25 protein-coding genes are annotated in these 24,899 nt (G+C 71.6%); 15 read left to right on the top strand and 10 right to left on the bottom strand.

The annotated features are described in order from the left end of the window. The first annotated feature begins 126 nt into the window (after positions 1-126). Both gloA and RIC31_RS11080 read left to right on the top strand, forming a co-directional pair. Positions 127-570 carry a lactoylglutathione lyase gene (gene gloA, locus RIC31_RS11085; protein ID WP_350106678.1) on the top strand — a complete coding sequence of 148 codons (444 nt, stop codon included), beginning with the start codon at positions 127-129 and terminating at the stop codon, positions 568-570. Between the two features lie 115 nt (positions 571-685). Continuing rightward, complete coding sequence (locus tag RIC31_RS11080) at positions 686-2,269, top strand: OpgD/OpgG family glucan biosynthesis protein (protein WP_350106675.1); 1,584 nt, start codon at positions 686-688, stop codon at positions 2,267-2,269. 20 nt (positions 2,270-2,289) lie between these two features. Here the strand turns inward: RIC31_RS11080 and RIC31_RS11075 are convergent, their stop codons facing one another. Both RIC31_RS11075 and cysE read right to left on the bottom strand, forming a co-directional pair. After that, on the bottom strand, positions 2,290-2,916 hold the full coding sequence (locus tag RIC31_RS11075) for an HD-GYP domain-containing protein (protein ID WP_350106672.1): 627 nt from the start codon (positions 2,914-2,916) through the stop codon (positions 2,290-2,292). Positions 2,917-3,021: 105 nt separating this feature from the next. After that, a complete protein-coding gene (gene cysE / locus RIC31_RS11070; protein WP_350106669.1) occupies positions 3,022-3,852 on the bottom strand; it encodes a serine O-acetyltransferase in 831 nt (276 codons plus the stop codon). A gap of 256 nt (positions 3,853-4,108) precedes the next feature. Here cysE and RIC31_RS11065 point away from each other — a divergent pair, with 256 nt between their 5' ends. The 3 genes from RIC31_RS11065 to RIC31_RS11055 all read left to right on the top strand — a co-directional run bounded on the left by RIC31_RS11065 (position 4,109) and on the right by RIC31_RS11055 (position 7,325). Further along, on the top strand, positions 4,109-5,602 hold the full coding sequence (locus RIC31_RS11065) for a sensor histidine kinase (protein WP_350106666.1): 1,494 nt from the start codon (positions 4,109-4,111) through the stop codon (positions 5,600-5,602). A gap of 156 nt (positions 5,603-5,758) precedes the next feature. After that, positions 5,759-6,184: a MarR family winged helix-turn-helix transcriptional regulator gene (locus tag RIC31_RS11060; protein ID WP_350106663.1), complete on the top strand. Its 426-nt coding sequence runs from the start codon at positions 5,759-5,761 to the stop codon at positions 6,182-6,184. Beyond that, positions 6,177-7,325, top strand: coding sequence for an HlyD family secretion protein (locus RIC31_RS11055; protein WP_350106660.1), 1,149 nt, complete (start codon positions 6,177-6,179; stop codon positions 7,323-7,325). Before RIC31_RS11060 ends, RIC31_RS11055 begins: the two co-directional genes overlap by 8 nt. A gap of 10 nt (positions 7,326-7,335) precedes the next feature. Here RIC31_RS11055 and RIC31_RS11050 read toward each other — a convergent pair whose 3' ends face one another. Beyond that, positions 7,336-7,779 carry a YybH family protein gene (locus RIC31_RS11050; RefSeq protein WP_350106657.1) on the bottom strand — a complete coding sequence of 148 codons (444 nt, stop codon included), beginning with the start codon at positions 7,777-7,779 and terminating at the stop codon, positions 7,336-7,338. Positions 7,780-7,851: 72 nt separating this feature from the next. Here RIC31_RS11050 and RIC31_RS11045 point away from each other — a divergent pair, with 72 nt between their 5' ends. Next, positions 7,852-8,298: a MarR family winged helix-turn-helix transcriptional regulator gene (locus tag RIC31_RS11045; RefSeq protein ID WP_350106654.1), complete on the top strand. Its 447-nt coding sequence runs from the start codon at positions 7,852-7,854 to the stop codon at positions 8,296-8,298. Between the two features lie 7 nt (positions 8,299-8,305). Here the strand turns inward: RIC31_RS11045 and RIC31_RS11040 are convergent, their stop codons facing one another. Next, entirely contained in the window at positions 8,306-9,529 is a 1,224-nt protein-coding gene (locus tag RIC31_RS11040) for a CaiB/BaiF CoA transferase family protein (protein ID WP_350106651.1), read from the bottom strand. Positions 9,530-9,643: 114 nt separating this feature from the next. On the opposite strand from RIC31_RS11040, the gene RIC31_RS11035 reads away from it, so the two are divergent. The 7 genes from RIC31_RS11035 (at position 9,644) to RIC31_RS11005 (ending at position 16,657) form a co-directional block, all read left to right on the top strand. Further along, positions 9,644-10,738, top strand: coding sequence for a hypothetical protein (locus tag RIC31_RS11035; protein ID WP_350106648.1), 1,095 nt, complete (start codon positions 9,644-9,646; stop codon positions 10,736-10,738). Positions 10,739-10,797: 59 nt separating this feature from the next. Further along, positions 10,798-12,285 carry a cobyric acid synthase gene (locus RIC31_RS11030; RefSeq protein ID WP_350106645.1) on the top strand — a complete coding sequence of 496 codons (1,488 nt, stop codon included), beginning with the start codon at positions 10,798-10,800 and terminating at the stop codon, positions 12,283-12,285. Next, positions 12,282-13,484 (top strand): GGDEF domain-containing protein, encoded by a 1,203-nt coding sequence (locus RIC31_RS11025; RefSeq protein WP_350106642.1) that lies wholly within the window; start codon positions 12,282-12,284, stop codon positions 13,482-13,484. The genes RIC31_RS11030 and RIC31_RS11025 overlap by 4 nt, the downstream gene beginning before the upstream one ends. A 165-nt stretch (positions 13,485-13,649) precedes the next feature. After that, positions 13,650-14,474 (top strand): transporter substrate-binding domain-containing protein, encoded by an 825-nt coding sequence (locus tag RIC31_RS11020; RefSeq protein WP_350106639.1) that lies wholly within the window; start codon positions 13,650-13,652, stop codon positions 14,472-14,474. Positions 14,475-14,550: 76 nt separating this feature from the next. Further along, entirely contained in the window at positions 14,551-15,297 is a 747-nt protein-coding gene (locus RIC31_RS11015; protein ID WP_350106636.1) for an amino acid ABC transporter ATP-binding protein, read from the top strand. A 10-nt stretch (positions 15,298-15,307) separates the two neighbouring features. Then, a complete protein-coding gene (locus RIC31_RS11010) occupies positions 15,308-15,982 on the top strand; it encodes an amino acid ABC transporter permease (RefSeq protein ID WP_350106633.1) in 675 nt (224 codons plus the stop codon). A gap of 9 nt (positions 15,983-15,991) precedes the next feature. Then, a complete protein-coding gene (locus RIC31_RS11005) occupies positions 15,992-16,657 on the top strand; it encodes an amino acid ABC transporter permease (RefSeq protein WP_350106630.1) in 666 nt (221 codons plus the stop codon). A gap of 154 nt (positions 16,658-16,811) precedes the next feature. Here the strand turns inward: RIC31_RS11005 and RIC31_RS11000 are convergent, their stop codons facing one another. Beyond that, positions 16,812-18,407: a flavin-containing monooxygenase gene (locus RIC31_RS11000; RefSeq protein ID WP_350106627.1), complete on the bottom strand. Its 1,596-nt coding sequence runs from the start codon at positions 18,405-18,407 to the stop codon at positions 16,812-16,814. Positions 18,408-18,609: 202 nt separating this feature from the next. Here RIC31_RS11000 and RIC31_RS10995 point away from each other — a divergent pair, with 202 nt between their 5' ends. After that, positions 18,610-19,497 carry a TauD/TfdA dioxygenase family protein gene (locus RIC31_RS10995; RefSeq protein ID WP_350106623.1) on the top strand — a complete coding sequence of 296 codons (888 nt, stop codon included), beginning with the start codon at positions 18,610-18,612 and terminating at the stop codon, positions 19,495-19,497. Between the two features lie 6 nt (positions 19,498-19,503). Here RIC31_RS10995 and RIC31_RS10990 read toward each other — a convergent pair whose 3' ends face one another. Both RIC31_RS10990 and RIC31_RS10985 read right to left on the bottom strand, forming a co-directional pair. Further along, positions 19,504-20,127 carry a peptidoglycan-binding domain-containing protein gene (locus RIC31_RS10990; protein ID WP_350106621.1) on the bottom strand — a complete coding sequence of 208 codons (624 nt, stop codon included), beginning with the start codon at positions 20,125-20,127 and terminating at the stop codon, positions 19,504-19,506. A 543-nt stretch (positions 20,128-20,670) separates the two neighbouring features. Further along, positions 20,671-21,792: a peptidoglycan-binding domain-containing protein gene (locus tag RIC31_RS10985; protein ID WP_350106617.1), complete on the bottom strand. Its 1,122-nt coding sequence runs from the start codon at positions 21,790-21,792 to the stop codon at positions 20,671-20,673. A gap of 244 nt (positions 21,793-22,036) precedes the next feature. On the opposite strand from RIC31_RS10985, the gene RIC31_RS10980 reads away from it, so the two are divergent. After that, complete coding sequence (locus RIC31_RS10980) at positions 22,037-22,582, top strand: SEL1-like repeat protein (RefSeq protein ID WP_350106614.1); 546 nt, start codon at positions 22,037-22,039, stop codon at positions 22,580-22,582. A gap of 8 nt (positions 22,583-22,590) precedes the next feature. On the opposite strand, the gene RIC31_RS10975 is transcribed toward RIC31_RS10980, so the two are convergent. Genes RIC31_RS10975 through RIC31_RS10965 form a run of 3 tightly spaced genes read right to left on the bottom strand, consistent with a single transcriptional unit; the run spans position 22,591 to position 24,875 of the window. Beyond that, complete coding sequence (locus tag RIC31_RS10975) at positions 22,591-23,268, bottom strand: DUF1194 domain-containing protein (RefSeq protein WP_350106611.1); 678 nt, start codon at positions 23,266-23,268, stop codon at positions 22,591-22,593. 6 nt (positions 23,269-23,274) lie between these two features. Continuing rightward, the gene (locus RIC31_RS10970) at positions 23,275-24,108 is read right to left on the bottom strand and encodes a DUF1194 domain-containing protein (RefSeq protein WP_350106608.1); all 834 of its coding nucleotides are present in this window, start codon (positions 24,106-24,108) and stop codon (positions 23,275-23,277) included. Beyond that, the gene (locus RIC31_RS10965) at positions 24,105-24,875 is read right to left on the bottom strand and encodes a DUF1194 domain-containing protein (protein ID WP_350106605.1); all 771 of its coding nucleotides are present in this window, start codon (positions 24,873-24,875) and stop codon (positions 24,105-24,107) included. The genes RIC31_RS10970 and RIC31_RS10965 overlap by 4 nt, the downstream gene beginning before the upstream one ends. Positions 24,876-24,899: the final 24 nt, after the last annotated feature.

Raw genomic sequence — 24,899 nt, 5'->3', positions numbered from 1 at the left:
CCGACGATCCTTCGCGGACGGCGGACACGGTGCCGTGCCGAACCGCCCTATCGACTCCGGCCCGCTCCGCGCTATGTATCGGCCTTCACTTCGCCCAGCCCGCCCAACGGAGGACGCCCGATGCCCATGCAGTATCTTCACACCATGGTCCGGATCAGCGACGTCGACGCCAGCCTGCGGTTCTACTGCGACCTGCTCGGCATGAAGGAGATCCGCCGCTACGACAGCGAGAAGGGACGCTTCACCAACATCTTCCTGGCCGCCCCGGCGGACGAGGCCGATGCCGCCTCCGACAAGAAGGCGCCGCTGCTGGAGCTGACCTACAACTGGGACCCGGAGGACTACGGGACCGGCCGGGCCTGGGGCCACCTGGCGTTCCGGGTCGACGACATCTACGCGACCTGCCAGAAGCTCCAGGACAACGGCGTCACGATCAACCGGCCGCCGCGCGACGGCTACATGGCTTTCGTGAAGTCGCCGGACGGCATCTCCATCGAGCTGCTGCAGAACGGCGCCGCCAAGGACGCGGCCGAGCCCTGGGCCTCGATGGCCAACACCGGCAGCTGGTAACGGCTTCCCCCTCGCGCGCCGTCGGGCCGGCCGCGAGGGGAACCCCTTCTCGCGCGATGCGTTGCGCAGCCGCCGGCCGACCGGCGGCCCGATGCGCAATCAAACGGACCCAGTCATGGCAGCCTTCGATCGTCGCTCCTTCCTGCAGATCCTGCTCGCTGCCGGCACCGCCCGGGCAATCGGCGGCAGCGGTTCGGCCGCGGCCGCGACCGGGCTGAAGTTCGGCCCGGCCGAGCCGTTCTCCTACGACTGGCTGAAGACCCACGCCCGGGAGCTGGCGACCCGGCCCTACGAGACGCCGCCGCGGCCCGAGCCGGCGATCGTCGCGAAGATCGACTACGACGCCCACGGCAAGCTGCGCTACCGCAAGGAGTTCTCGCTGTACCGCGAGGGCGCCTACCCGATCTCGTTCCAGCATGTCGGGACGTTCTTCCCGAAGACCGTGCGCATGCACGCGATCGACGGCGGCACCGCCCGCGAGGTGCTGTACGACCCGACCTACTTCACCGTCGGCGAGGGCCATGTGGCGGCGGCGCTCGGCCAGGAACCGTCGGCCTTCGCCGGGTTCTGGGTGCACGACCCGCTGTCGAAGGGCGACCTGGACAAGGTCGAACCCTGGGCGACCTTCCTGGGGGCGTCGTATTTCCGCGGCGTCGGCGAGCTCGGCCAGGTCGGGCTGTCGGCCCGCGGCATCGCGCTGGCGCCCGGTGCGCCCGGCCCCGAGGAGTTTCCGGACTTCGTCTCCTACTGGTTCGAGCCGGCGGCCGACGCCGACGCCCCGGTCACGGTCTATGCCCTGCTGAGCGGGCCGTCGGTCGCCGGCGCCTACCGCTTCCTGCTGCATCGCACCGCCGGCGTGGTGATGGACATCGAGGCCAGCGTCCATCCGCGTCGTACGATCGAGCGGTTGGGCCTGGCGCCGCTGACCTCGATGTACTGGTTTTCCGAGACCGCCAAGTCGACGATGGTGGACTGGCGGCCGGAGGTGCACGACTCCGACGGCCTGGCGATGTGGACCGGGTCCGGCGAGCGGATCTGGCGACCGCTCAACAACCCGCCGCAGGTGACGATCTCGAGCTTCGTGGACGCCGGCCCGCGCGGCTTCGGGCTGTCGCAGCGCGACCGCAACTTCGACCACTACCTGGACGGCGTGAAGTACGAGAAGCGGCCGACCGCCTGGATCGAGCCCCGCGGCGACTGGGGACGCGGCGTGGTGCAGCTGATCGAGATCCCGACCGACGACGAGATCCACGACAACATCTGCGCCATGTGGGTGCCGGACGCGCCGCACGGCGCCGGCCAGCACGTCGAGCTCGCCTATCGCCTGCACTGGCTGGCCGACGAGCCGTACCCGAGCGGGCTCGGGCGGTGCGTGGCCACCCGCCTCGGCAACGGCGGCCAGCCCGGCCAGCCGCGTCCGCAGAACGTGCGCAAGTTCATGGTCGAGTTCCTCGGCGGGCCGCTCGCCGACCTGCCGTTCGGCACCCTGCCGGAGGCGGTGCTGACGGCGTCGCGCGGCGCGTTCTCCTACGTGTTCACCGAGGCGGTGCCGAACGACGTGCCGGGCCACTGGCGGGCCCAGTTCGACCTGACGACGGACGGATCGCAACCGGTCGACATGCGCTGCTATCTGCGCAGCGGCGATACCGTGCTGACCGAGACCTGGCTGTACCAGTACCATCCGGCGTCGGCGAAGTAGCGCCGACCGCCGGGAGCCGGCTACGTCGCCGGGTCCCACAGCCGGCGGATCGCCTCGGCGCTGTCGCGGAAGGCCGCCAGCACCGCCGGGTCGAAGTGGTCCGGCCGGCAACGCCCGTCGCCATCGAGGATGATCCGGCAGGCCGCCTCGTGATCGAACGCCGGCTTGTAAGGGCGCGCCGCCCGCAGGGCATCGTAAACGTCGGCGACCGCGACGATCCGCGCGACCAGCGGGATCGCCTCGCCCGCCAGACCGGTCGGGTATCCGGTGCCGTCGAAGCGCTCGTGGTGGTGCAGGGCCGCCTGGACGACGAGGCCGTCCGGATCGTAGCCGGCCTCCTCGAGCAGCATCCCGCCGTGGCCGGTGTGCCGTCGGATCTCGCCGACCTCGGCCTCGGTCAGGTCCTCGACCTTCGCGAACAGGTCGTCCGCCATGGCGGTGCGCCCGACGTCATGCATGGTGCCGGCATAGGCGAAGGCGGCCGCCACGGCCTCGTCATGGCCAAGCGCGGTCGCCAGCAGATGCGTGATCAGCCCGACCTTGGAGGCGTGCTGGTGCAGCACCTCGCCGCTCGCCTGCCAGATCGCCTCCGGCGGCGAACCCGCCACAGGAGCCTCGCCATCCGTCGTCCGCAGCCGCCCGGTCATGCTCCCGCCCTCCATCCGCCATCAAGGGATCGCGTCCCGGCAGTATCGGGCGGACGTCCGACAAAGGCAAAGACGGGCTGTCGGCTGCTTCCGGGATCGGCGGTCTCAGACCCGCGGGTCTTCCCAGAACCGCTGGTCCATCGACAATGCCGGACGATCGCAGCCGGCCGCCCCGACCACCTTGGCCGGCACCCCGGCGACGGTGGTGTTCGGCGGCACGTCGCGCAGCACCACGCTGCCGGCCCCGACCCGGGAGCACTGGCCGATCTCGATGTTTCCGAGGATCGTCGAATTGGCGCCGATCAGCGCCCCGCGCCGCACCTTCGGGTGCCGGTCGCCGGTCTCCTTGCCGGTGCCGCCGAGCGTCACGCCGTGCAGCAGCGAGACCTCGTCCTCGATCACCGCGGTCTCGCCGACCACCACGCTGGTGGCATGGTCGATCATGATGCCGCGGCCGATCCGGGCGGCCGGGTGGATATCGACGCCGTACACCTCCGACGTGCGCGACTGCAGGTACAGCGCCATCGCCCGCCGGTTGTTGGCCCACAGCCAGTGCGCCACCCGATGCGCCTGCAGCGCCTGGAACCCCTTGAAATACAGGAACGGCTCGAGATAGCTCGTGCAGGCCGGATCGCGGTCGAACACCGCCGACAGGTCGGCCCGCACCTGCTGCCCGACATCGGGCTCGCCGTGGACCGCCCGGTCGATGGTCTGCCGCAGTGACAGCCCGGTGATCGATTCCGACCCGAGCTTCTGCGACAGGTGGTAACCGAGCGAGTCCTCGAGGGTCTCGTGCGCCAGCACGGTCGCGTGCAGGAAGCTGGCCAGGGCCGGCTCCTCGCGGGCGGTCGCTTCGGCGTCGACCCGCACGCCGTCCCAGATCGGATCGACCTTCGCCGCGACGCGGCGCGGCCATTGGGCTTCGGCTTCGGCCATCGGATTTCCTCCTCGCCACGCAACCCTCGATCGAGCCGCGACGCGTCCGTGCCCCAGAGCTTGTGCCGAAGTCTAGCGCTTTCAAGCCGCTGCCGTCACCGCCCGGCGGGAACGGGTGCCGTTCCGGGGCTTCATCCCGGCCCGCGCGGCCCGCCGTCGGGACCGCCGTCGGGACCGCCCTCCGGCCGGTAGCTTAACGACCGGTTAATCGATCTGATGCTAGGAGTAGTCGAAGCTCCGCCGGGCGAGGCATGTCATGACGACCGAACTACCGCCGGCCGAACGCTCGCAGTCGGAGGCTCGACCGGGCCTCTCGGGATCTACGCCGGCCACCGACATCGCGGTGGTGCGGCGAACCTTGCGCCGGTTGACCCTGGTCGTCACCACCGTCGTCCTGTTCTCGATCCCGGCCCTGTTCGCCCTCGCCGGCATCCGCGCCCTCCACGAGCACGCCGTGCTGGACGCGGCGGTGACCGCACAACGGGTCGCCGACCACGCAACGACGGCCGGCGCGGGCTGGCGCCAGGCCCCAAAGGATCTGCTCCCGGTGCTCGACCTGACGCCGACCATGGGCATCCAGGTGGAACGAACCCTGCTCGGTCCGGAAGGCGGCGTCCTGATGACCCCGACTGCGCCGGTGGCCCGCCCGGTGCTGCGGTCGCGCGCGTCGGTGATGCTGGACGGCACCCGACTCGGCGAGGTGGTGGTCGCCGTCAGCCTGCGTGCGATCCTGATCGAGACCGCCCTGGTGTTCGGGTTCGCCGCGCTGGTTGCGGCCGGCCTGCATCTGGTCATCGACCGGGTGGCGCTGCGCGCGCTGCGGCAGGCGCTCGACCATCTGCAGGCGGCGCTGCGCGAGCGCGACCGGGCGCTCCAGGAGACCTCCGACGCCCTTGCCCTGCTCGGCCGTCAGAATGCCCGGCTGAAGACCACCTCCGAGGAGCTGTCGCGGGCGCGCGATGCCGCCCTGACGGCAGATCGCTCGAAGTCGATGTTCCTGGCTGCCATGAGCCACGAGCTGCGCACCCCGCTGAACGCCATCATCGGGTTCTCCGAAGTCATGGCCCGACAGCTGTACGGGCCCATCGGCCACGACAAGTACCGCGACTACGCCGCCGACATCAGGGCCAGCGGCGACCATCTTCTCGCCCTGATCGACGACGTCCTGGACCTCTCGCGGGTCGAGGCCGGCAAGCTGTCCCTGCGGCGCGAGCCGCTCGACGTGGTCGAGCAGGTCGAGGGATGCTGCCGGCTGGTCAACGGCCGGGCCGTCGACGCCGGCATCGACCTTCAGTGCGTCGCCGACAACGCCGCCGACCCGCGCATTCTCGGGGACCGCGTCCGGTTCCGGCAGATCCTGCTCAACCTGCTGACCAATGCCGTCAAGTTCACCGAACGCGGCGGCCTCGTAAGGGTGGAGACCGAGACCGGTCCCGACCGGGCCGTCACCGTCCGAATAACGGACACGGGAATCGGCATGTCGAGCGTCGATCTCGAGCGCGTCTTCCGGCCGTTCGAACGTGTCGACGTCGGCGCGTCGCGCCCGACCGAGGGCGCCGGCCTGGGGCTCGCGCTCAGCCGGGCGCTGGTCCGCGAGCATGACGGCGAACTGCACGTCTCGAGCGTCCCCGGCCAGGGTACGGTCGTCACGCTCACCTTCCCCGGGCTGACCGGCCGTTCGGTCTCCGACCAGCGCCGGCAGATGTCGCTCGAGGACGCCTTGCGCGACGACGACGCCGCAGCCCTGTAGGCCGGCCGGCGGGTCCCCCGGCCGCAAAGCGATATGGTGATACGACGAGGCGACCTTTCTGTTGGCAACAGTTGGCATGCCAACTAACATTGCGTGATGGAACGTTCCGATCTGCATCGCAACTTCGGATTCTTGATCCACGACGTCGCACGACTGATGCGCGTCGCGTTCGATCGGCGTGGCCGCGAGCTCGGCCTGACCCGATCGCAGTGGTGGGTGCTGACCGCGCTCTATGCCAAGGAAGGCGTCACCCAGTCCGAGCTGGCCGCGTTCATGGATCTCGAGAAGGCGACGCTGGGCCGTCTGCTCGACCGGCTCGAGGAGAAGGAGTGGATCGAACGGCGTCCCGACAGGCTGGACCGCCGGATCAAGCGCGTCTACCTGACCGACAGGGTGCAGGGGCTGATGCGGTCGCTGCGCGCGATCGCCGCGGATATCCGAAACGATGCCAGCAAGGGCATCGAACGCGAGCGCTACGAGACGTTCGTGGACACCCTGTTGCAGATCAAGGCCAACCTGCACGCCTTCGACGAACTGCGCGGGCCGGCGCCGGAGACCCAGCGCGAGGCGGCGGATGACTGATCGGGCCGAGGCGGCCCAGCAGTCCGAGCTCGATGCCGCTTCGCAGACCCGGGCGCGGCGTGGGCGCGGCCGGCGCTTTCGCCGGGTGCTCCTGCTGGTGCTGGTGCCGTTGCTGATGATCGCCGCCGGGACCGCCTGGTACGCGTTCACCGGACGCTACATCACCACCGAGAACGCCTATGTGAAGGCGCATGTGATCGCGATCTCGACCGACATCGACGGCCGCGTGACCGAGGTCATGGTTCGCAACGACAAGCGGGTCGAGGCCGGCGACCTTCTGTTCCGGCTGGACCCGGATCCGTACTGGCTGCAGTTGCAGATCGCCGACGCCAAGATCTCGTCGGTTCGCAACGCCATCGACGCGATGCGCGCCGAGTTCCGCCAGATCGAGGCCGAGATCGACGAGGGCGTGGCCACCGTGCGCTACTTCGAGCGCGAGGCCCAGCGCCAGCGCTCCCTGGCCAAGACCGGGGCCGGCACCGCCGCCAAGCTGGACGAGGCCGAATTCGAAGTGGCCGCGGCCCGGCAGCAGGTGCGGGCACTGCGCGAAAAGATCCGCAAGGTTCTGGCCGAGCTGGGCGGCGATCCGGAGCGGGCGGCCGAGCTGCACCCGCGCTTTTTGGAAGCGCTGGCCGAGCGCAACATGGCCGAGCTGCGACTCGGCTACACCAACGTGCGCGCGCCGGCCGACGGCATCGTCACGCAGCTGCACCTGGAGCCCGGGGAGTGGCTTGAGGAGGGCGAGCCGGCGTTCGGGCTGATCGAGATCGACGAGACCTGGGTAGTCGCCAACCTCAAGGAAACCGAACTGACCCATGTGCGCGAGGGCCAGTCCGTCGAGGTCGCCGTGGACGCCTACCCGGACGCCAAGTGGCGGGCGCGGGTGACCTCGATCGCCCCGGCGACCGGGGCCGAGTTCGCGGTGCTGCCGCCGCAGAACGCTTCCGGCAACTGGGTCAAGGTGGTGCAGCGCGTCCCGGTCCGGATCGACCTGGAGCCGGCCGAAGGCAACCCGCCGCTCCGCGCCGGCATGACCGCATCGATCTCGATCGACACCGGGCGCGAGCGCAGGCTGCTGACGATGGCCCGCGAGACCCTGGCCAGCTGGCGCGAGGATCGCGCCCAGGCCAAGGTCGAGTAGCGCGGACGGCCTAGGGTTGCAGGTCGAACAGTGCCTTGCCGCTGATCGGATCGAACGGCGCCGAGAAATGCTCGTGCACGATCATCCAGCGCCCGTCGATCTTCCGGCAGCCGGCGGTTGCCCGCATCCAGCCGGTGTGCTCGCTGCCGTCGTGGCCGGTGCCGCCGCAGAACGCGAGATAATGCGCGAAGGCCACGTCGCCGGACACCGCGACCCGCGGATCGTGGATCTCGAACCGCATCGACTCGCATGCCGACAGGCACCCCTGCCAGTGCGCCCGGTAGGCCTCCGTTCCCCGGAACTGCAGCGCGTAGATCGCGTCGTAGGACACGATGTCGGGCACGTAATGGGCCATGAGGGCGTCGAGGTCGCCGGCGGACGCTTCGGCCGCCCAGGCCGACAGCATGCCCAGGACTTCCCGTTCGGGCTCGATGGTTCCTGTGGCTCCGCCCATGCTGTCGCTCCTCCGGTTCCCGGTTTGCGCAGGATTGCTTGACAAATTAGTTGATATCAACAGTAATACGCCATGTCAAAGAGTGACGTTCTCGATCTCTGCGTGACGCCCCGGGTCCGGGCCGCGTGCCTCTGCCTGCACGTGCAGCGGGCGGCACGGGCGCTGGCACGCCGGTTCGACACGGCGTTCCGGCCGCTCGGGCTGACCAACGGCCAGTTCTCGCTGATGATGGCGCTGCACCGGATCGGGGCGCCGCGTATCGGCGAGGTCTCCGAGATCCTGGCGATGGATCGCACGACCCTCACAGCCGCGCTGAAGCCGCTCGAGCGGCGCGGTCTGGTCCGGGTCGAGGTCGACGAGACCGACCGGCGCAGCCGCCGGCTGACCCTGACCGCCGCCGGAACCGATCTGCTGTCCCAGGCCTACCCGATCTGGGAAAGCGAGCACGCGAAGGTCGAGGCCCTGATCACCGGCTCCGACCCGGATACCCTGCGCGCCGACCTGCGCAGGCTGTCCTAGCCGGCGCCTACGCCGCGGCCGGTTCGCGCACCGTCCCGGCGGCCACCAGCCCGTCGATCTCGTTCTCGCCGAAGCCGGCCTCCCGGAGCACGGCGCGGCTGTCCTGCCCGACCGCCGGGGCCGCGGACAGGGCGGCGTCGCAGGCCAGCGGCGCGCCAGGGGTGCGCGGGGCCTGGACCACCCCGACGCCGGCGGTCGCCACCTCGACCACCCCGCGTGCCGCCACCACATGCGGGTCCCGGGCCCACTCGCCCGGATCGAGGATGCGCTCGGCGATGACGTCGGCGGCGTGCAGGCGGCCGAGCCAGGCGGCGGTGGTGTCGCCGCGCAGCGCCTCGGCGATCTGCGGCATCAGCTGGTCGGCCACGTCGGCGCGTCGTGCGAAGTCGGCGAAGCGCGGGTCCTCGGCCAGGTCCGGGCGCCCGACGACGCGGCACAGGCTCCGGTACTGCGCCTCGTTCACCAAGGTCACCATGATCCAGCCGTCGCCGGTCGGGTACGACCCGGCCGGCACGTTGAGCGCGCGCGGCCGGCCGCCCTCCAGCACGTGCTCGGCCAGCTTGTGCCCCAGCAGGGCCGCCGTCGACTGCATCAGGCTGACGTCGATCCACCGCCCGCGGCCGACCGCGGCGCGCGCGAACAGCGCCGTCGCGACCGCCTGGAAGGCGTACAGCCCGGTCGAGACGTCGGTGATGGTCGCCCCGACCCGGTGCGGGATGCCGTCGGCGCCGACGTTCAGCGACACCAGCCCGGAGAACGCCTGGCCGACCGAGTCCGAGCCCGGCCGCCCGGCATAGGGGCCGGTCTGCCCGAAGCCGCTGACCGACACGTACACCAGGCCCGGATTCTCGGCCGCCAGGTCGTCGTAGCCGAGCCCGAGCCGGGCGGCGACACCCGGGCGGAATCCCTCGATCAGCACGTCGGCCCGCAGGGCGAGGTCGCGCGCGATCCGCTGCCCGGCGGCCTGCTTCAGGTCGAGGCACAGGCTGCGCTTGCCGCGGTTGAACACCGCCGACAGCGCCGAGTGGCCGCCATAGGTGGTGCCGAGGCGCCGCGACCAGTCGCCCTCGGGCGGCTCCAGCTTGACCACCTCGGCGCCGTACACCGCGAGCAGCTGACCGCAATAGGGCGACGCCACGCCCTGCCCGAGATCGAGCACCCGCAGGCCCCGGTACGGCGCCTCGTGGGTCGGCGCCTCGGAGGTCGGCGCCGCATCGGTCCGGTCGCTCATGGTGGTCTCCTGGATCGAGGGTCTCGCCGGATGCCCGACGCATGGGTCAGCGAGGCCCATCCTAGTCGGATGCAGTCGCCCCGACACCGGCCCTCCTGCTTTCGGGCGTCGAAAATGCTACTGATCGGCATGACCTCGACCAGCCCAAGTCAGCCCGACGACGTCGCCGGCTACGCCGCCGTCGAGACGCTGTATCACAGCTACCTGACGGGCTTGATCCTGGCGCTGGTCACCCGGGCCGGCGCCGGGCCGGCGGCCGAGGTGGTGTTCCGCACCTTCCGCCGCCAGCAGCTCGCGCGGTTCCTGCCGGGCCTCGCCAAGCTCGGCCTCGACCGCCCGCCCCACGCGGTCGCATGCGCCCAGTACCACTACCTGTCCAACCAGGTCGGCGGCGTGAAGGTCGAATACGTCCGTGAGAGCGACCGCAAGGCCTGGGTGCGCTATCCGCCGCCGCGCTGGATCTGGTCGGGCACCGCGGTCTGCGGCATCCCGAGCGAGGTCTCGCGCGCCATGCTGCTGGGCTGGCACGCCAACAACGGCGTGGTGCTCGGCAACCCGCGGCTCGGATTCGTGTGCACCGGGCAGACCGTCGACGGCCAGCCGGGCCTGGAGGGCTACTACAGGGAGTGGGAGCACGACCTGGCCCCGGAAGAGCGCCTGCAGTTCTCGCCGGGCGAGCAATGCCCGCCCTTCGATCCGGCCGCCGCCCCGCAACTGTCCGACGATGGCTGGCCCGAGGCGCGGCTGCGCAGGGTGTCCCGCAACTACGCGATGGAATACGTCACCTCGATCCTGCCCGAGACGGTCGCGGCCCTGGGCCCGGCCCTGGGCGGCCATGTTGCGGGAATCGCCGCGCGCCAGGTCGGGATGCACTGCTTCGACGCCATGGCCGACCGGCTCGGCGGCGTCGCGCCCGGCGCCGCCGGTTTCGCCGCATTCCTGGTCCGGCTGGCCCGGGCCCAGGGCGACGATGCCGTGGCGGTCGCCGACGGCGAAGCCTGGATCGTCCGGCAGGCCGGCTGGCGGCTGATGCGGGAGCGGCCCGCCCTGGCCCCGGCGGTGTTCGACGCCTGGAACGAACTGTGGGTCGGCGCCGCCCTGTCCCATGACCGCTGGCTGCGGATCGCGGTCACCGGCCGCCGCGATCGCGGCGAACCCACCTGGGAATGGCGAATTACCCGAACGACTTATCGACCGCCGATGGAGTAACCGCCGACGAACCCACGCAAGCCGTTCCCTCCGGGCCGGTACTGCGCTAATCCCCGTCCATGACGGCACGCGCGCTCATGTTCCAGGGGACCGGATCCGACGTCGGCAAGTCGCTGATCGTCGCCGGGCTGTGCCGGCTGTTCGCCCGCCGCGGCCTGCGGGTCCGGCCGTTCAAGCCGCAGAACATGTCGAACAACGCGGCGGTCACCGCCGACGGCGGCGAGATCGGCCGCGCCCAGGCCCTGCAGGCCCGGGCTGCCGGCATCGAGCCGGTCGTCGACCTGAACCCGGTGCTGCTGAAGCCGGAGACCGACACCGGCGCCCAGGTGGTGGTGCACGGCCGGCGGGTCGGCCACGCCCGCGCCCGCGAGTTCCAGGCCCTGAAGCCGCGGCTGCTGTCGGCCGTGCTGGAGAGCGCGGCCCGGCTGGCGGACGGCGCCGACCTGCTGCTGGTCGAGGGCGCCGGCAGCCCGGCCGAGATCAACCTGCGGGCCGGCGACATCGCCAACATGGGCTTCGCCGGGGCCGCCGGGGTACCGGTGGTGCTGGTCGGCGACATCGACCGCGGCGGCGTGATCGCCGCCCTGGTCGGCACCCATGCCGTGCTCGACCCGGCCGACCGGGCCCGGGTCGCCGGATTCCTGATCAACCGGTTCCGCGGCGACCCCAGCCTGTTCGACGACGGGCTGCGCGCCATCGCCGAGCGCACCGGCTGGACCGGGTTCGGTGTGGTGCCGTGGTTCCCGGACGCCGCCCGCCTGCCGGCCGAGGACGCGGTCGCGCTGGAGCGGCCGGCGGCCCGCAACCGGCCGGGTGCGGGGATCGTGGTTGCGGTCCCGCGGCTGTCGCGCATCGCCAACTTCGACGACCTGGACCCGCTGCGCGCCGAGCCGGCGGTCGACCTGCGGCTGGTCGGTCCCGGCGAGGCGCTGCCCGGCGACGCCGACCTGGTGCTGCTGCCCGGTTCCAAGTCGACGATCGGCGACCTCGCCTTCCTGCGCGCCCAGGGCTGGGACGTCGACATCGCCGGTCACGTGCGGCGCGGCGGCCGGGTGCTCGGCCTGTGCGGCGGCTACCAGATGCTCGGCCGCAGCGTGCGCGACCCCGACGGCATCGAGGGCCCGCCGGGCGTGGCCGCCGGCCTCGGCCTGCTCGACGTCGACACCGTGCTGACCGCCGACAAGACCCTGACCCGCACCGGCGCCCGCCACCTCGCCACCGGCGAGGCCGTCGAGGGCTACGAGATCCATATCGGCCGCACCGACGGCCCGGACCGCGCCCGGCCGGTCCTGACGCTGGCCGACGGCCGGGCCGAGGGTGCCGCCACCGCCGACGGCCGGATCGCCGGATGCTACCTGCACGGCCTGTTCGCCGCCGACGGCTTCCGGCGGGCCTATCTGCGGACCCTCGGCGGCGACGGCGACCCGACGCTGCGCTTCGACGCCTCGGTCGACCTGGTGCTCGACCGGCTGGCCGACCACCTGGAACTCCATCTCGACTGCGACGCCCTGCTGGCGGCCGCACGGCCGCTCGCGATACCCCGATGATCGAGAGCCTCGACGTCCGTACCCTGGCCTTCGTCGGCTCCCTGGTCTTCCTGTCGGTGACCGGCGTCATGGCGCTGGTCTACGTATCCCAGCGGGTATATGGCGGCTTCCGGGAATGGCTCGGCTGGCAGATCGCCGTGACCCTCGGTGTCATGGTGTTCGCGCTGCGCGGGCCGGACCCTTCGGCGACCCTGATCTTCCTGACCAACGTGCTGCTGCTGACGGCGCCGGCGCTGCTGTTCGACGGCCTCGCCCGGTTCCACGGCCTCCATCGCTCCCGCGCCCCGGTCTGGACGAACTACGGCCTGGTCGCGGTCGCCCTGCTGTTCCAGATCTGGTTCTGCTTCGTCGAGCCCGACATCGACAGCCGTCTCGTGGTGTACTCGGTGACACGCGCGCTCCTGCAGCTGCGCTGCGCCTTCGAGCCGCTGCGGCTGGCCAGCGCCCGGCGCAGCCCGGCGTTCTGGCTGCTCAGCGCGATCATGGTGCTGCTCAGCGTCAGCGAGCTGCACCACGCCTGGCGCGCGCTGCAGCCCGGGCCGATCGAGGCGCCGCTGGACAGCGACAACGTGCGCCTGGCCCTGATCCTGGCGATCGTCGCCGACATCGTCGCCGCCTACGGCCTGGTGCTGCTGACCAACGAACGCGTCGAGTCGGAGCTGCACGCCGCCCGCCACGACATCGAGGTGCTGGCCCGCACCGACAGCCTGACCGGGCTGTGGAACCGCCGGCACTTCGAGGACACCCTGGAGGCCGAGGTCGCCCGGGCCCAACGCTACGGCACGCCGCTGTCGCTGCTGGCGCTCGACGCCGATCACTTCAAGCGGGTCAACGACGAGCTCGGCCACCACGCCGGCGACGCCGTTCTGCGCGAGGTCGCCCGGCAGGTCGGCGCCGGCATCCGCCGCTCCGACGTGCTGTGCCGGTGGGGCGGCGAGGAGTTCATGGTGCTGGTGCCCGGCACCGGCCTTCTGCAGGCCGCGGTGATGGCCGAGAAGATCCGGCAGGGCATCGCCACCCATGTGTTCGGCCTGGTCGGCCCGGTGACGGTCAGCATCGGGGTCGGCGAGGTCGAGGCCGGAGAGGCGGCGGAGGACTGGCTGCGGCGGGTCGACGCCGCGCTGTACGAAGCCAAGCTGCAGGGGCGGAACCGGGTGGTGGTCGCCGACGGGACGGCCGGCCCGCAACGGGCGGCCTGACGGGGGCCGCTCCGAGTGTCCTTGGACGCCGCGGCAGAATCGTGCCAGCCTTCGTCTTCTCGCGGGCCGGCGGCCGCCGACCCGGGCAACCTTCCAGAACGCGGCTCAACGCGTCGCCAGGCTCCCAGGGAGGTTCACAGCATGTTTTCTTGTGGGGGATCCATCATGAAGAATCTCGCCGGAGCGTTCGCGCTCATCCTTCTGTCGACCGCCGCGCAGGCCGCGGCCCTCAAGACCGGGGTCGACGGCACGTTCGCGCCACACGCCATGCCGACGCTCAGCGGCGGCGTGGAAGGCTTCAACATCGATCTCGCCAACGAGATCGGTGACCGCACCGGACGCGGCATCGTGATCGACGCCACCCAGTTCTCGGGCTTGTTGCCGGGCCTGCAGGCCGGCACCTACGACTTCATTGCCGCGCCGACGACGGTGACCAAGGAACGCGCCGAGAACCTGCTGTTCACCGAAGGCTACCTGAACACCGACTACCAGTTCGTGATCCTGAAGGACACGCCGGACATCAAGGCGCTGGCCGACCTCAAGGACAAGACGGTCGCCGTCAACCGCGGCTCCGTCTACGAGAGCTGGGCGCGCGGGCTGACCGACAAGATCGGCTGGAAGATCGAGAGTTTCGGCACCAACACGGACGCGATCCAGGCCCTCATCGCCGGCCGGGCCCATGCCAACGTCGCCGGCAACACCGTCTCGGCCTGGGCGGTGAAGAAGAACCCGCGCATCAAGCTGTCCTACCTGCACTCCACCGGCCTGGTCTGGGCGGCGCCGGCCCGCAAGGACGACCCGGAGATGCGCAAGCTGATCGAGAACGCCATCGAGTGCATGAAGCTCGACGGCACCATGGCCGCCATGCACGAGAAGTGGTTCGGTACCAAGCCGGCGCCGGGCTCGGCGGCGGTCACGGTGTTCCCGGGCTACGGCGTACCCGGAATGCCCGGCTACGATCCGACCGAGCACAAGCCGAACTGCGGCTGATCGCGGCAATGCGCGACGGCGCCGGTCCCCGGCGCCGTCCTTCCCGCCCCGTCCCGATCCGGCACGAGGAGGTCCTATGGCGCCCGATTCCGTGGCGATGCTCGACGTCGCAGGCCTCAAGAAGAGCTTCGGCGCGCTCCAGGTGCTGCGCGGCATCGACCTGACGGTCCGGCCGCAGGAGCTGGTGTTCGTGATCGGGCCGTCCGGCTCCGGCAAGAGCACCCTGCTGCGCTGCTGCAACCGGCTTGAGGAGCCCGACGAGGGCTCGATCCGGGTCGACGGGGTCGAGCTGCTGGACCCCGGGACCGACATCAACGCCATGCGCCGGCGCATCGGCATGGTGTTCCAGTCCTTCAACCTGTACCCGCACATGACCGTGCTGGGGAACGTCACCCTGGCGCTGCGCATGGCGCTGGGGAAGAGCCGGACCGAGGCCCGCGAGATCGGCGAGGCGGCGCTGGCCCGGGTCGGCCTGGCCGACAAGGTCGACGCCTACCCTGCCCAGCTTTCGGGCGGCCAGCAGCAGCGCGCGGCGATCGCCCGGGCGGTCGCGCTCGAACCGAAGATCATGCTGTTCGACGAGCCGACCTCGGCTCTCGACCCGGAGCTGGTCGGCAGCGTGCTGGCGGCGATGCGCGAGCTGCGCGACGCCGGCATGACCATGGTGGTGGTCAGCCACGAGATGCGGTTCGCGCGCGACGCCGCCGACCGGGTGGTGTTCATGGACGACGGCCTGATCGTCGAGCAGGGCCCGCCGGAGCAGATCTTCGGCGCCCCCCGGCACGACCGGACCCGCGCATTCCTCGCCGACGTCGCGGCCTGAGGCCGGGCCCATGGACCGGTTCGTCGACGCCTTCCTGAACCAGCGCGTGATCGACAAGTACCTGCCGGACATCCTGTCGGGCATGGTGGTGACGATCGAGGTCGCCGCCGCCGTGGTGGTCACCGGCATCCTCGGCGGCCTGGCCCTGGCGACGATCCGCAGTTTCCGGATCCGCGCCCTCAACGCGCTGATCGTGCTGTTCGTCGACGTGTTCCGCTCGCTGCCGCCGCTGGTGGTGATCCTGATCGCCTATTTCGGGCTGCCGAATGTCGGTCTCAGCCTGTCCGGCTTCACCGTGCTGTGGCTGGTGCTGTCGCTGGTGCTGGCGGCCTTCGCCGAGGAGATCTTCTGGTCCGGCATCCTGTCGATCCGCAAGGGCCAGTGGGAGGCGGCGCGCAGCACCGGGCTGAGCTTCCTGCAGACCCTGACCTGGGTGATCCTGCCGCAGGCGATCCGGATGACCGTGCCGCCGCTGACCAACCGGACCATCGCGATCACCAAGAACACCGCGCTCGGCGCCGTGATCGGGGTGCCGGAGATCCTGATGCAGGCGCAGACCGCCCAGAGCTTCTCGGGCAACGCCACGCCGCTGCTGATCGGCTCGGTGGCCTACGTGCTGCTGTTCGTCCCGGTGGTGGCGGTCGGGCGCTGGCTAGAGACCCGATTCGCCTGGGGAAGGGCGTAGGGGGCGGCGATGGAGCTCTTCGTCGACCAGTTCCTGAACCTCGAGATCATGCGCCAGGCGCTGCCGCTGCTGCTGCGCGGCCTCGGCATGACCCTGCTGCTGTGCCTGGCGGTGATCCCGCTCGGCCTGGTCGGCGGACTGGCGGTCGCCCTGGTCTGCCGCAGCCGGTGGCGGGCGGTGCGCTGGCCGGCCTTCGCGCTGATCGACTTCTTCCGGGCGGTGCCGCCGCTGGTGCTGCTGATCTTCATCTATGCCGGGCTGCCGTTCGCCGGCATCCGCCCGAGCCCGTTCGTGGCGGTGTGCATCGCCTTCCTGCTGAACACCAGCTCCTACTACGGCGAGATCTACCGGGCCGGCATCGAGAGCATCGGCCGCGGCCAGTGGGAGGCGGCGCGCTCGACCGGGCTGAACGGCTTCCAGACCCTGGCCTGGGTGATCGTGCCGCAGGCGGTGCGCAACGTGCTGCCGGACCTGATCTCGAACACCGTCGAGGTGGTCAAGCTGACCTCGATCGCCAGCGTGGTGGCGATGCCGGAGCTGCTGTACTCGGCCGACATGGCGCGCTCGCTGACCTACAACCCGTCGCCGATCGTGCTGGCGGCGGGGATCTACCTGGCCCTGCTGTGGCCCTGCGTCCGCCTGCTCAGCCGCATGGAGCACAAGGTCGCGCGGTAGAAGGCGGTCGCGCCGGTGGGTTCCGGCTCCGTCCCGCCTGCCGCGGTCCGGTCCGGAATGACGAAGAAACAACGAGCCGCCCCTACTGTCGTCATTCCGGACGGACGCACCGCCCCGGTGCGGCCGAGCCGGAACCCACGGAGCGACGGACGCACTACGCCCCGAGCGCGAACCCCTCGTAGCCCTTGGCGGCGATCGCGTCGCAGCGTTCCACATAGGCCGGGAAGCCGCCGATATAGGGCATGAACACCCTGGGCTTGCCGGGCACGTTGGCGCCGACATACCAGGAGCTACAGGTCGAGCGCAGGGTGTTGCCGGCGACCTCGGCGTTGTGCGCCACCCAGTCGTCCTCGGCGGTCACGGTCGCCTCGATCCGGTCGATGCCGCGGCCGCGAAGGTAACGGAAGCAGTCGGAGATCCACTCCACGTGCTGCTCGATGGACGGCAGCATGTTGGTCAGCACCGACGGGCTGCCCGGGCCGGTCACCGTGAACAGGTTCGGGAAGCCGGCGACCGCCAGCCCGAGATAGCTGCGCGGGCCGTCCCGCCACTTGTCGCGCAGGCGAACGCCGCCGGCCCCGCGGATGTCGATCCGGGTCAGGGCCCCGGTCATGGCGTCGAAGCCGGTGGCGAACACGATGGCGTCGACCGCGTGCTCGACGCCCTGTGCCTTCACGCCCGCCGGGGTGATCGCCTCGATCGGAGCCTCCGAGATGTCGACCAGGGTGACGTTCGGCCGGTTGTAGGTGGCGTAGTAGCCGGTATCGACGCATAGCCGTTTGCAGCCGATGATGTTGGTCGGGCAGAGCTTCCCCGCGGTCTCGGGATCCGTCACGATCTCGCGGATCTTGCCGCGCACGAAGTCGGCGGCGGTGGCGTTCGCCTCGTCGTCCAGCATCAGGTCGCCGAACGCGGCCATGAAGGTCAGCCCGCCCTCGGCCCAGCGCCGCTCGTAGACATCGCGGCGTTCCTCGGCCGTGGCCTCGCCGGCCGGCTTCGGGTTGGGGTGGAAGGCGATGCCGTTCACCATCCGCTTGCCCCAGGCGCGCAGCGCCGGGTAGTCCGCCTTGACCCGGCGCACCGCCTCGGGGTCGAGCGGAGTGTTGTGGGCCGGGATCGTGTAGTTGGCGGTGCGCTGGAACACCGTCAGGTGTTCGGCCTGCTCCGCGATGATCGGGATCGACTGGATCGCCGACGACCCGGTGCCGATCACCGCCACCCGGCGGCCGCTGAAGTCGACGCCTTCGTGCGGCCAGCGGCCGGTGTGATAGGTGGCGCCGTCGAAGCTGTCGCGGCCCGGGAAATCGGGGGTGTTGAACGACGACAGGCAGCCGGTCGCCATCACGCACCAGGTGCCGGTCACCCGGTCGCCGGCCTCGGTTTCCAGCACCCAGCGCCGGCCGGCCTCGTCGAACGTCGCCGCGGCGACCCGGGTGTCGAAGCGGATGTCGCGGCGCAGGTCGAAGCGGTCGGCGACGTGCTCGGCATAGCGCAGCAGTTCCGGCTGGGTGGCATAGCGCTCGCTCCACTCCCATTCCTGCTGCAGGTCGTCGTCGAACTGGTAGGAGTACTGGATGCTCTCGACGTCGCAGCGCGCGCCGGGATAGCGGTTCCAGTACCAGGTGCCGCCGACACCGCTGCCGGCCTCCAGCACCTGCGCCCGGAAGCCCATGCCGCGCAGCCGGTGCAGCATGTACAGGCCGGCGAACCCGGCCCCGACGATCGCCACGTCGACATCCGCGTCGGGCATTCCATGAACTCCCGTTTCAAAAGTCGGTGCAGGGTAGCGCGAAGCGGGGGGTGGCGCACAAGCCCGAGGACGGCCGAACGGGACGGCGGCACGGGACGGCGGCACGGGAACGGTGGCGCGGCGACGCGGGCTGGCGAACCCGGGCGGGGCCGCGCTATCGTCGGGCAAAAGCCGTCAACGATATCTCATAGGATGAAACGCCATGGCTCTCACGATCCGGCCGATCAATCCCCGCCGCGACGACTTCGTGGCCGAGGTCACCGGGCTCGACATCGCCGCCGGGGTGTCGCCCGAGCTGGCTGCCGAAATCGAGGACGCGATGGACCGCTACGCCGTCCTGGTGCTGCCGGACCAGCGCATCGACGACGACCAGCAATACGCGTTCTCGACGAATTTCGGGCCGATGGAGACCGCCACCGGCGACATCGCGCAGCAGGCCGACCGGCGGCTGTCGATGGACATCAACGACATCTCGAACCTGGACAGGAACGGCAAGGTGCTGCCGCGCGACGACCGGCGCCGGCTGTTCGGCCTCGGCAACATGCTCTGGCACACCGACAGCTCGTTCAAGCCGACTCCGTCGAAATACTCGCTGCTGTCGGCCCGGGTAATCCCGGAGGAGGGCGGCAACACCGAGTTCGCCGACATGCGGGCCGCCTGGGACGCGCTCGACCCGAAGACCCAGGCGGAATGCCTGGACCTGGTGGCCGAGCACAGCCAGCTGTACTCGCGCGGCTCGCTCGGCTTCGACCAGTTCACCGACGAGGAGCGCGCCAAGTGGCAGCCGGTGCCGCAGCGCCTGGTCCGCCGGCACCCGCGCACTGGCCGGCTGAACCTGTATGTCGCGTCCCATGCCGGGGCGATCCGCGGCTGGCCGGTGCCGGAGGCCCGGATGTTCCTGAAGGACCTGACCGAGCACGCCACCCAGCGCGAGTTCGTCTACGCCCACCGCTGGCGGCCGCACGACCTGGTGATGTGGGACAACCGCGTGGTCATGCACCGGGCCCGGCGCTACGACCACACCAAGCAGCGCGACATGCACCGCACCACCGTGGCCGACAGCGCCCCCACCCTGGAGCAGGCGCGCTGACCGGCGCTAGCGTAGCAGACCCCCGCTCCCGGGATCGGCGATCGGCCGCTCCTCCGGGGCGTCGAACACCCTCTTGCCGCCCCACAGCACGATCGTGCGGCCGCTGCCGGGGATCCGGTAGGACGGGCGGCCGGCCGAGCCGTCGGCGATCCGGGCCGGACCGGGCGACGGGGGGCCTGCCGTGGCCGGGGCGGCAGGCGGCCTGAACCCGCCGAGCCGCCGGAGCAGTGCCGCGTCGATTTCGCCGTCAACCGCCACCCCGATACGGCGCTGGAAGCTCCGCACCGCGTCCCGGGTCTGCGGACCGATGACACCGTCGACCGGGCCCGGCGCGAAGCCGGCGGCCGACAGGCCGCGCTGCGCCCGCGCGACCAGGGGGTCGGACGGTGCGGCGCCGGGCCGCGGGTCATCCGGCGGCGCCGGTGCCTCGGATCCGTCCACCGGCGGCATTGCCCGCACGGGCGCCACGACCGGCCCGTCGTCCGGCGCGTCCTGCCCGGAGGCGGGACCCGACGCGGGCGGCGCGGCCGGCATCGGCTCCCCGGGTACCGCGGCGGGCGGCGGCGGGTTCGCCGGGTCGGCCCGCATCGCGAGATAGCCGCCGGCCGCCGCCGAGGCCGCGAAGATCATCGTCGCCAGCAGGAACGACGGACGCCGGCCGGCCGAGCGACCCGGCTGATCGGCCCCGAGGTCGGGCGCAGCGGGATCGGGAGGAACTTGATCGGGGGATACGGGGCCGGGGGACGCGTGCCGGGCTTCCGACCCCTCGAGCCCCCGGCCTGCGCCGGCGGGATGCCGGTCCCGGACCCGATGCTCCGGGAACTCCACGAGCATCGACCAGTTCGGCTCGAACTCGGCCGGCGCGATCGGCCCCGACCGCGCCGCGGGGATTGGGCCCTGCGGGCCGTCGGCCCGGAGGCCGCCCATCCGGAGGTCGCCCATCCGGGAATCATCTGCCTGCCTTGCCGCATTGCCGCCGCTGCGCATTCTCCCCTCCGATCCGGTCGGTCTAGTGGTGCGGCGACGCGCCCGGCCCGGACATCACCCGCGACGCAGGTGGTCCGGATCGGTCGCGTCCCATTTCCAGGACCGGATCCCGGCGGGATTTGTTTCATTCGACCGTGCCGTCTCGGATTGCCGACGCGGCCCCGCGGGCACGGCGATGCCGGAGACTCAGCGGCGGACGCCGTCGGTGCCGCCGGCGTCGGCGATCGCCTCACGGCCCGCCGGGGTGCCGTCCGGGACGCCGAACACGCGGTGGAACGTCGAGAGCAGGCTGTCGATGCCGCCGAGCCTGGCGGAACGATCGGACCCCGGTGCCGGGTCCGGCGCGGCCGTGACCCTGACGGGTGCCGGCGCAGGCAGCCTGGCGGGCGGAATGTCCCGGTCCGAGGGCCGCTCCGCCGCCGCCAGCCGCTGCAGCAGCGCGGCGTCGATCTCGCCGTCGGCCTCGACACCGATCCGGCGCTGATAGGCCATCACCGCCGCCCGGGTCTTCGGCCCCATCAGCCCGTCGGCCGGCCCCGGATCGAGGCCGGCGTCGGCCAGGGCGCGCTGCGCGCTGCGGATCATCGCGCGACCGTCCTGCGGCGTCGGCGCGGCGCCGGACTCCGCGGTCGCCGCCGCGATCCCGGCGGGCCGTTCCACCGGGACCGGGGGCGCCTGGCGGGCCACGACGTCCGGCGGCGACGGGACATCAGCCGCCGCGACCGGGGCGGGCACGGCCGGGGCCACCGGTGTCCGCGGGGCGACGGCGTCGCCGGCGGCCGGAGGCAGGTCCGGGGCCGAGGCGCCGTCGGCGGCGATGGCCGGCCCGCCGCCATCCCGGTTCATGGCGAGGGCGAGATATCCGCCGGCCGCCGCAATCGCCAGCACCGCCACGGCGCCGAGCAGCACCGGCCGACCGGCCGTCGGGCGCCCGGATTCGGCCGGACGCGGGGAGCCTCGCACCGGTTCGTCGGCTCGCAGGATCGGCCGCCGGACCGCCCCCGGATCGTCACCGGTCCCTGCGATGCCGGCCTCGGCCGGTAGCGCCTCCGGCACGGGCACGCTGGCCTTGAGCGTCGGACGCATGATCCCCAGCACCGGCGCGTATTGAACGGGCTCCGAGGCCGCCAGCAGCGCCCAGGCGGGGCTGAAACCGGGTGCCCGGCCGTCCGAGGCGTTCCCGCCGGTCTCCGGCCCACAGGTCGCCTGCCGGTCGCCATGGGCGGGGCCTTGCGGGTCGCCCGCCCGGACCGGGCCGACGCCGGGTTCTGGTCCTGTGCCGTCGCGCTGCATGTCAATCCTCCGCATCGCTCGATCCGATCGCCCCACCGGTAGAACCCCGCTGCCGGCAAAATGTTTCATCGGCCGTGATGGAATCGTGAATCCGCGATCCGGCCGGAACGGGGCGCGCGCAGCCCTGCGACTCGCAAATTCGACAGTTGCCTGACCGGCGGGATGCACGGCCGGGTGCGACCGCATTAAGATGCGGCGGTGGGGGCTCGATGCCGAAAGCGCGGCGACCGCCCCCGCCGTAGAAACCTGGGGGAATGTCATGAACACCATCGCCGTCGTTCGAATCGTCGCTTTGCTGGCGCTGCCGGCTCTTGCCGGATGCGCCGGCGTGGCGATGGAGGGCGCGAACGTCACCAAGGACCAGGTGGTCTACGACCGGAACCTTCCGGCCGCGCGCGCGGGCGATCCGAAGGCGCAGTACAAGGTCGGCGAGGCGCAGTGCTGCTCGCTCGGCGACCAGCAGGGCCTGTACGACACCCGGGCCGCGGTCGAGTGGTTGTGCCGCTCCTCCGCGCAGGGATACGCGCCGGCCTCGCAGAAGCTCGCCCAGATCTACTCCGGCGACGTCGTCGACGGGGTCCGGGTGCTGCGCCGGCTGGCCGAGGGCGTGTCCGGCCGGCCCGAAGACCGCGGCCTGTCCTACGCGTGGCTCCGGGTCGCCGAGACCCAGGGGGCGGCGGACGCCAAGAGCGACGCGACCGAATTGTGGTCCGACCTCGACGAGGCCGAGCGCAACCGGGCACGCCAGCTGCTCGCGAAAGGCCAGCCGCTGCCGTGCCGCTGGGAGGAAGTGTTCACGCGCTGAGACGGCGCTCACGACATCGGCGGCGCCTGGATCTCGCGCAGCAGCTTGCGGCGAATCTTGCCGAGATAGTCACGGTAGCTGTCGGCGCGGATGACGAAGGCGCCGAGGCCGCCGATCAGCTGGTCCTCGAAATAGTCGCCGAGGCCCAGGACCTGGTTCTCGATCGCCAGGGCGTTGATGGTGGTTCCCGACGCGATCACCTCGGCACGGGCGCTGGACAGCGCCTCGCCCTGGTTGTTGTAGCCGTCGCCGGACACGTCGATGGTGCGGCGCGTCCCCTCGTAGCCGTTGTCGTCGAACAGCGCGTTGGCGAACCGGATGGCCGACGAGATCGAGGTCGCCCCGGTCTGGATCTGCCGCGGCGAGCGGTCGATCCGGTCGGCGAAGGCGGCGGCGTCGGCGGCATCGCGGATCCGCGTCCAGGGCAGCACGATCTCGTTCCGGCCGGTGCTGGCCCACTCCATCAGCACGACCGCGACGGCGCCGTGGCGGCCGTTGCCGATCGCCGCGATCAGGTCCGGGTCGCGGAACGCATAGGCCAGCCCCTCGAGCTGCAGGTTGAACTCGATGTAGTCGACGCTGGCCGAGGAATCGACCGCCAGCACCAGTTCGAGATCGACCGGCTCCGCCCGGATCTCGGCGGACCATCCGGCGGCGGCGGCCAGGGCGAGGAGCAGCAGGCGCATGACGGTTCAGCGGGCGGTTGGCGGGGCGGCCGCCAGTCGAACCCGGCTTTCAGGCAAGCGTGTGGCGGGCGTGGGAGACCGGTCGGGGTCGGGGTCGCGCCCGCTCACCGTCAGGCTGCGGATCTCCCGGATCAGCTTGCGCCGGATGGCACCGACATAGGCGTTGTAGTCATGCGCGACCTCGACGAACGCCCCGGTGCCGCCGACCACCCGGTCGCGGAAGTAGTAGTCCAGGGTCGGGTGCTCGTTGAGGATCGCCAGCCCGTTGATCGTCACCCCCTGGGCCACGACCACCCGGCGCACGTCCTCGACGTCCTGGCCCTGGTTGTTGCGGCCGTCGCCGGACAGGTCGATGACCCGGCGGGCGGTCTCGTAGGGAGCGGTGCGCAGCAGCGCCGTGCCGAACGCCAGCGCCCCGGCGATCGAGGTGGCGCCGGTCGGGATCGCCCGCTCCAGGCTGTCGATGCGGTCGGCCAGCGCCAGCGCACCGCCGGGCCCGTCGACCAGGGTCCAGGCGACCACCTGGACCTGCTGGGCGGCGCCGGCCCACTCGATCACCGACACCGCGATCCGCTTGAGCGGCCCGGCGGCGATCGCCTCGGCGACCTCGCGGTCCCGGAAAGCGGCGGCGAGCCCGCCGCGCTGCAGGGCGTATTCCTCGGCATCGACGCTGGCCGAGGTATCGACGGCCAGCACCAGCGTCATGTCGACCGACAGGTCCAGTGCGGCCGCCCGGTCGGCCGCGACGGCGACCGCGGCCGCCGCCAGCCACGCGACCGCGCCATGTATCAGGCGACGGCGCGCCGTCGGACCCCGGCCGTCCCCGCGGCGCTCTCTCATGGCGCCGCCACGCCTCCGACGGCCGGCAGCACGGCCAGTTGCCCGCCTTCGCGGTCCAGCAGGCTCACCGGCGTCTGGCCGATCTCGCGCAGCAGCTTGCGGCGGATCGCCTCCGGATAGTCCGGGTAGTCGTTGGCGACGATCACGAAGGCGCCGAACCCGCCGATCACCCGCTCGCTGAAATACTCCTCCAGGTCGGGCATCTCGTTGAGAATCACCAGCGCGTTGATCGTGACGTCGCGCGCCAGGGTCGCCTCGCGCGCTAGGTCGATGCGGCGCCCCTGGTTCTGCACGCCGTCCGAGGAGATGTCGATGACCCGGCGGGCCGCCACGAACCCGTTGCCGGCGAACTGCTCGGCCGCGAAGTCGAGGGCGCCGGAGATCGACGTCACGCCCTCGTCGAAGGCCCGCCGCAGGCGGTCGATCTGCTCGGCGAAGGCGACCGCGGCGGCCGCGCCGTCGAGCCGGGTCCATGGGATCTGGACGATCTGCTGGTAGCGGCCGGACCATTCGACGACCGCCACCGCGATTGACCCGAGCGGCCCGTCGCCGATCGCCTGGTGCACCGTGGGATCCCGGAACGCGTCGGCCAGACCGCCGACCTGCAGGGCGTATTCGCGGCCGTCGACGCTGTCCGACGAGTCGATCGCCAGGATCAGTTCGAGATCGACCGGAACCTCGGCTCGCGCCGAGTCCGGAAACGCCCCGCCGGCCAGGGCCAGCAAGACGGACCCGACCAGCCGACCGATGCCGGAACGTCCCTCCATGGATACAGACTTGCATCGGCCAGC

The sequence above is a fragment of the Thalassobaculum sp. genome, assembly GCF_040219615.1.
GTDB lineage: Bacteria > Pseudomonadota > Alphaproteobacteria > Thalassobaculales > Thalassobaculaceae > Thalassobaculum_A.
Note: the sequence above shows the minus strand (reverse complement) of the source record. Positions and strands in the feature narration are given on the sequence as shown.

Excerpts from the sequence above, each read along its gene's own strand:
- gloA (WP_350106678.1), top strand. The coding sequence starts at position 127 with ATGCAGTATCTTCACACCATGGTCCGGATCAGCGACGTCGACGCCAGC.
- RIC31_RS11080 (WP_350106675.1), top strand. The coding sequence starts at position 686 with ATGGCAGCCTTCGATCGTCGCTCCTTCCTGCAGATCCTGCTCGCTGCC.
- RIC31_RS11075 (WP_350106672.1), bottom strand. The coding sequence starts at position 2,916 with ATGACCGGGCGGCTGCGGACGACGGATGGCGAGGCTCCTGTGGCGGGT.
- cysE (WP_350106669.1), bottom strand. The coding sequence starts at position 3,852 with ATGGCCGAAGCCGAAGCCCAATGGCCGCGCCGCGTCGCGGCGAAGGTC.
- RIC31_RS11065 (WP_350106666.1), top strand. The coding sequence starts at position 4,109 with ATGACGACCGAACTACCGCCGGCCGAACGCTCGCAGTCGGAGGCTCGA.
- RIC31_RS11060 (WP_350106663.1), top strand. The coding sequence starts at position 5,759 with ATGCGCGTCGCGTTCGATCGGCGTGGCCGCGAGCTCGGCCTGACCCGA.
- RIC31_RS11055 (WP_350106660.1), top strand. The coding sequence starts at position 6,177 with ATGACTGATCGGGCCGAGGCGGCCCAGCAGTCCGAGCTCGATGCCGCT.
- RIC31_RS11050 (WP_350106657.1), bottom strand. The coding sequence starts at position 7,779 with ATGGGCGGAGCCACAGGAACCATCGAGCCCGAACGGGAAGTCCTGGGC.
- RIC31_RS11045 (WP_350106654.1), top strand. The coding sequence starts at position 7,852 with ATGTCAAAGAGTGACGTTCTCGATCTCTGCGTGACGCCCCGGGTCCGG.
- RIC31_RS11040 (WP_350106651.1), bottom strand. The coding sequence starts at position 9,529 with ATGAGCGACCGGACCGATGCGGCGCCGACCTCCGAGGCGCCGACCCAC.
- RIC31_RS11035 (WP_350106648.1), top strand. The coding sequence starts at position 9,644 with ATGCTACTGATCGGCATGACCTCGACCAGCCCAAGTCAGCCCGACGAC.
- RIC31_RS11030 (WP_350106645.1), top strand. The coding sequence starts at position 10,798 with ATGACGGCACGCGCGCTCATGTTCCAGGGGACCGGATCCGACGTCGGC.
- RIC31_RS11025 (WP_350106642.1), top strand. The coding sequence starts at position 12,282 with ATGATCGAGAGCCTCGACGTCCGTACCCTGGCCTTCGTCGGCTCCCTG.
- RIC31_RS11020 (WP_350106639.1), top strand. The coding sequence starts at position 13,650 with ATGAAGAATCTCGCCGGAGCGTTCGCGCTCATCCTTCTGTCGACCGCC.
- RIC31_RS11015 (WP_350106636.1), top strand. The coding sequence starts at position 14,551 with ATGGCGCCCGATTCCGTGGCGATGCTCGACGTCGCAGGCCTCAAGAAG.
- RIC31_RS11010 (WP_350106633.1), top strand. The coding sequence starts at position 15,308 with ATGGACCGGTTCGTCGACGCCTTCCTGAACCAGCGCGTGATCGACAAG.
- RIC31_RS11005 (WP_350106630.1), top strand. The coding sequence starts at position 15,992 with ATGGAGCTCTTCGTCGACCAGTTCCTGAACCTCGAGATCATGCGCCAG.
- RIC31_RS11000 (WP_350106627.1), bottom strand. The coding sequence starts at position 18,407 with ATGCCCGACGCGGATGTCGACGTGGCGATCGTCGGGGCCGGGTTCGCC.
- RIC31_RS10995 (WP_350106623.1), top strand. The coding sequence starts at position 18,610 with ATGGCTCTCACGATCCGGCCGATCAATCCCCGCCGCGACGACTTCGTG.
- RIC31_RS10990 (WP_350106621.1), bottom strand. The coding sequence starts at position 20,127 with ATGATCTTCGCGGCCTCGGCGGCGGCCGGCGGCTATCTCGCGATGCGG.
- RIC31_RS10985 (WP_350106617.1), bottom strand. The coding sequence starts at position 21,792 with ATGCGGAGGATTGACATGCAGCGCGACGGCACAGGACCAGAACCCGGC.
- RIC31_RS10980 (WP_350106614.1), top strand. The coding sequence starts at position 22,037 with ATGAACACCATCGCCGTCGTTCGAATCGTCGCTTTGCTGGCGCTGCCG.
- RIC31_RS10975 (WP_350106611.1), bottom strand. The coding sequence starts at position 23,268 with ATGCGCCTGCTGCTCCTCGCCCTGGCCGCCGCCGCCGGATGGTCCGCC.
- RIC31_RS10970 (WP_350106608.1), bottom strand. The coding sequence starts at position 24,108 with ATGAGAGAGCGCCGCGGGGACGGCCGGGGTCCGACGGCGCGCCGTCGC.
- RIC31_RS10965 (WP_350106605.1), bottom strand. The coding sequence starts at position 24,875 with ATGGAGGGACGTTCCGGCATCGGTCGGCTGGTCGGGTCCGTCTTGCTG.